This window comes from Sphingomonas bacterium (assembly GCF_903643065.1).
In the GTDB taxonomy this organism is placed as follows: Bacteria; Pseudomonadota; Alphaproteobacteria; order Sphingomonadales; family Sphingomonadaceae; genus Sphingomonas.
In genome coordinates this window covers 1-3900 of record NZ_CAHJWX010000281.1, presented here as the reverse complement: position 1 = coordinate 3900, position 3900 = coordinate 1, and the positions used below count along the sequence as shown (strand labels likewise).

Annotated in this window: 5 protein-coding genes; 2 read left to right on the top strand and 3 right to left on the bottom strand. The window is 68.5% G+C overall.

Features of this window, described 5'->3' with window-relative positions; genetic code table 11:
* The coding region (locus HUU95_RS10375) for an SDR family NAD(P)-dependent oxidoreductase (protein ID WP_174280045.1) at window positions 1–642 on the top strand (642 nt) is incomplete at its 5' end.
* Window positions 643–698: 56 nt separating this feature from the next.
* Here HUU95_RS10375 and HUU95_RS10370 read toward each other — a convergent pair.
* The 3 genes from HUU95_RS10370 to HUU95_RS10360 form a co-directional block, all read right to left on the bottom strand.
* Entirely contained in the window at window positions 699–2285 is a 1587-nt protein-coding gene (locus HUU95_RS10370) for a S10 family peptidase (protein WP_174280044.1), read from the bottom strand.
* A 140-nt stretch (window positions 2286–2425) separates the two neighbouring features.
* On the bottom strand, window positions 2426–2977 hold the full coding sequence (locus tag HUU95_RS10365) for a hypothetical protein (protein ID WP_174280043.1): 552 nt from the start codon (window positions 2975–2977) through the stop codon (window positions 2426–2428).
* A gap of 164 nt (window positions 2978–3141) precedes the next feature.
* On the bottom strand, window positions 3142–3579 hold the full coding sequence (locus tag HUU95_RS10360) for a VOC family protein (protein ID WP_174280042.1): 438 nt from the start codon (window positions 3577–3579) through the stop codon (window positions 3142–3144).
* 135 nt (window positions 3580–3714) lie between these two features.
* Here HUU95_RS10360 and HUU95_RS10355 point away from each other — a divergent pair.
* A partial coding sequence (locus tag HUU95_RS10355; protein ID WP_174280041.1) for an aldehyde dehydrogenase family protein occupies window positions 3715–3900 on the top strand: 186 nt, incomplete at its 3' end.

Genomic DNA, 3900 nt, shown 5'->3' with positions numbered 1-3900 from the left:
GCCGGCGGCAAGGCGGCGGTCGCGATCGGCGCGCTCGGCAGCGACGAGCAGGCGGCGGCCGTCGTGGACGCGAGCCTCGCCGCGTTCGGCGGGATCGACATCCTGGTCAACAATGCGGGCGCGTTCCCGATCAAGGACTTCCTCGACACCACGGCCGACGACTGGAACAGCCTGTTCAACGACAATGTGACGTCGGTCGTGCGCCTGGTCACGCGGCTGGTGCCGGGGATGAAGGAGCGCGGCTGGGGTCGGGTGATCAACATCGGCAGCTTCCTCGGCCCGATGCCGGAGCCGTTCGTCGCCGTCTATGGCGCGACCAAGATGGCCAACATCAACCAGACCGTCTCGCTGGCGCGCGCGCTGGGCGGCACGGGCGTCACCGCCAACACCGTCAGCCCCGGCCCGATCCGCACGCCCGGCATGGAAGCAGGCGCGAAGGAGATGATCGAGGCGCAGGGCGGCACCTTCGAGTGGGACGCGTTCGAGGCCTATTACGTCAAGGAGGTCAAGCTGCCGGCCGGCCGGATCGGCGCGCCGACCGACATCGCCCATGCGGTGACCTTCCTCGCCAGCGCGCTCGCCGGCTTCATCACCGGCGCGAACCTCCGGGTCGACGGCGGCATGATGCCCACGGTCAACTGAGGCCAGCGTTTTGTGTCCTGCCAGCCTGGAGCCAACGCTGGCAGGACCCGCGACGCCTAGCGCGTCGCATCATCGTAGAAGGCGTCCAGGTCGGTGCGCAGCTGCCGCGCCGCGCCCGGCTCGATGTAGATCATGTGGCCGGACGCGTAATAGCGATAGGTGATGTTGGCCTTCAGCGTCGGTTCCAGCTCCATGTGCTGAAGGTCATAGTCCGCCCCGGCGAACGGCGTCGCCAGATCGTAATAGCCGTTGAGCGACAATAGTTTGAGCCTTGGGTTCTGGCGCATCGCCTGGCTCAGATCGACCGAGCTGTTGACCGCCATCTGCCGGCCGCCGCCCGGCGTCTTGTGCTTCCAGTCCCAGGCGGGCGCGATGCTCGTGTAGAAATTGGGCCGGTAGGTCAGCGGCGTCCGATAGCCCAGGTCGTTGAACAGATAGTCGTTGAGCGCGGCGATGAAGGCGCCGGACAGCGCCTCGTTGGCGGCATCGAACTCGGGGCCGTTGCCGCCGGCATCGGCATCGATCCCGTCGAACCGGGTATCCAGCCGTCCCACCGTCCGCCGCTGATCGCGCAGCAGCTCCTTGCGGAAGCGGTCGGGCCCCGGCCGCAGGTTGGAGCGGATCATGAACTCGGGGCTGACACCGATCAACGCGGCGGCCTGCGTCGCCACCGCGTCGCGCTCGGTCGGCTCCAGCCGGTCGCCCTTGGCGAGCGCGGCGGCATAGGGACCGATCGCAAAGGCGCGCGCGCGCTCGGCCTGGGCGGCGAGGTCGGCGGGCGGGCTGGCGAGGCGATGGTGATACCAGGCGGTGGCGGCGAAGGTCGGCAGCGCGTTGATGTGCGCCTGATCCACCGTCGGATCGAACAGCAGCGGGATATCGAGCACGGTGGACATGATCGTCACGCCGGACAGCCGGACCCCCCGGCTCTCCAGCAGGTAGGCGAGCCCGCCCGAGCGGGTAGTGCCGTAGCTCTCGCCGAGCAGGAATTTGGGCGAGTTCCAGCGCTTGGCGACGGTCAGATAGCGCTCGATCCCCCGGGCGAAGGCGTCCAGGTCGCCATCGACGCTCCAGAAATCCTTGCCGGTCGCCTTGCCGAGCGGACGGGACAGGCCGGTGCCGATCGCGTCGAGGAAGACGATGTCGGTGCGATCGAGGATGGTGTTCGGGTTGGGCTGCAGGTGCGCCGGCGCCCCTGGATGCTGCTCCAGCCCGGCCGCGTCGACCTTCATCGGCCCATAGGAGCCCATGTGCAGCCACATGGAGGAGGAGCCGGGGCCGCCATTGTACATGAAGGTGAGGGGGCGCGGCTTGCCGCCCTTCGCCGCGTCCAGCGTGTAGGCCGTGTAGAACATGGAGGCGATCGGCTCGCCCTCGTCGTTGCGGATGGTGAGCGTACCCGGCGTGACGGTATAGGCGAGCGTGTGCCCGTCAAACGGGATCGATCGGCGGCGCGGCGTCGCCGTCTCCTGCGTCGCGGCCTTGGCGATCTCGGGATCGCTGACCTTGTCGGTCCGGCCGCGGACCATGTCGTCGCCCGCGCCAGGCTCGTCCGCGCGCGCGACCGGCGTCGCCTTGGGCGGTGCGTCGGCTTGCGCCTGCGCCAGCAGCAAGGCGGGAGCGAACAAGGCAAGCGCGAGCATCAGGAGCACCTCGACAGGGGGAATCGGCGAGCGCCTGTCTGCCCGGAGTGAGCCGGGCATGCCAGTGCAAGGTTGATGGTGGGGGACGCCGATACCGGGCCGTGACCGACGATCGCCGGTGCACGGCCGCGATCAGGCCGTCACGTCCGCAGCCGACCGGCGCTGTCCTGCAGCAGCCAGAAGCGCGTGTATCGCTGCAGGCGCGGCAGGATGATCCATTGCAGCGTCGCCGTGAGCAACAGTGACGAGGGCAGGAGCTGCAGCGGCAACGGTGCCTCCTTCAAGGCCGTTCGGACCACCAGGCTGATGACGAGCAGGACCGGGAACACCGTCAGCCATGTCGTCACGAACCGTTTCCACTTGCTCGCGCTCGCGTCGCTGGGCAGTTCGAAGGTGACGCCATCGCCGGCGTCGGTCTGGCGCAGCGCGGTGGAGAAGCGGTCGGCGATGGCGACATGCCGGCTCAGCCCCGCGTCCAATTGCCATGTGTCGGCCGCGTCGCGATCGTCGAAGCGGAACAGGAGATGCTGGAAGCCGGCGGTCTGACCAAGCCGGATCGCCGCCCGGTATCCCGGCGCGGCGCGGGCGAGCCGGTTCAGTTCCTCCACCCAGCGTTCGAAGCTCTCCTCGCGGCCGGCCCGGATCGCCCGGCTGGTGACGATGGTGGCGGTCTGGTCTGGATCGATCGGCATGGTGGGGTGAACGTGCGTGGTGTCCGTCTCGTTGCCGGACGGGACGCGATGACCCGATGTGGCCGCAGTCGGTTCCGGCGGCGAGCCGATCGCAGCAGCGCCTCCGGTTTGGCGGCGATCTGCCAGATCGGGTGCAGGACGCGTCGCTCCCGCTCCCGCGGCGCCTACCAGTTGCCGGTGTTCGCCATCGACACCCAGGGCTCGGCGGGCTCGCGCTTGCCGCCCGCGTTGAGCAGTTCGATGGAGATGTCGTCCGGCGTGCGGACAAAGGCCATGTACCCGTCGCGGGGCGGGCGGTTGATGATCACGCCGGCATCCATCAGCCGCTGGCAAGTCTCGTACACATTGTCGACATTGTAGGCCAGATGTCCGAAATTGCGGCCGCCCGCATAGCTTTCCGGGTCCCAATTATAGGTCAGCTCCACCTCGGCCTCGGCGCGCTTGCCGGGCTCGACGATCATGTCGGGGGTCGCCAGATACACCAGCGTGAAGCGGCCCGCCTCGCTCTCCATGCGACGGGTCTCCTTCAGGCCGAGCAGCTCGAAGAAGCGGATGGTGGCATCCAGGTCGGTCACGCGGATCATGGTGTGGAGATATTTCATGCCGATATTTTAGCGCGTGCGCGCACCCTGCATAGCGGCCGAAAACTCATGGGTGGCGCCGCGCAAATCATGCCCAGACGGGCTTGCGCCGCGCCGGTGGGTGGCGGAAGGAGACGGGGTTAGCCGGAGGTGCGCATGGTCGACGTTTCGATGCTGATCGATGGCAGGTTGGTCGAGGGTCACGGTCGGATCGACGTGATCAATCCCGCGCTCGGCGCGCCGTTCGCGACCAGTCCCGTCGCCTCGCCGGCGCAGCTGGACGAGGCGGTAGCGGCGGCCAAGGCCGCCTTTGCCGGCTGGAGCGCCACGCCGCTGGCCGAG